At 52.7% G+C, this 220-nt stretch carries 1 pseudogene; it reads left to right on the forward strand.

The features are described 5' to 3' along the window. A pseudogene (locus BFF42_RS21895) lies at window positions 1-220 on the forward strand (IS1-like element transposase); the annotation flags it as partial.

Below are 220 nucleotides of genomic sequence, written 5' to 3' on the forward strand. Positions count from 1 at the left end.
GCAAAAGCACTGCCGGACATCAGCGCTATCTCTGCTCTCATTGCCGTAAAACATGGCAACTACAGTTCACTTACACCGCCTCTCAGCCCGGTACAGCACCAGAAATCATTGATATGGCCATGAATGGCGTCGGATGTCGCGCCAGTGCACGCATTATGGGCGTTGGCCTCAACACGGTTTTACGTCACTTAAAAAACTCAGGCCGCAGTCGGTAACCTCG

The sequence above is a fragment of the Shigella sp. FC1661 genome, assembly GCF_001712525.1.
In the GTDB taxonomy this organism is placed as follows: domain Bacteria; phylum Pseudomonadota; class Gammaproteobacteria; order Enterobacterales; family Enterobacteriaceae; genus Escherichia; species Escherichia coli.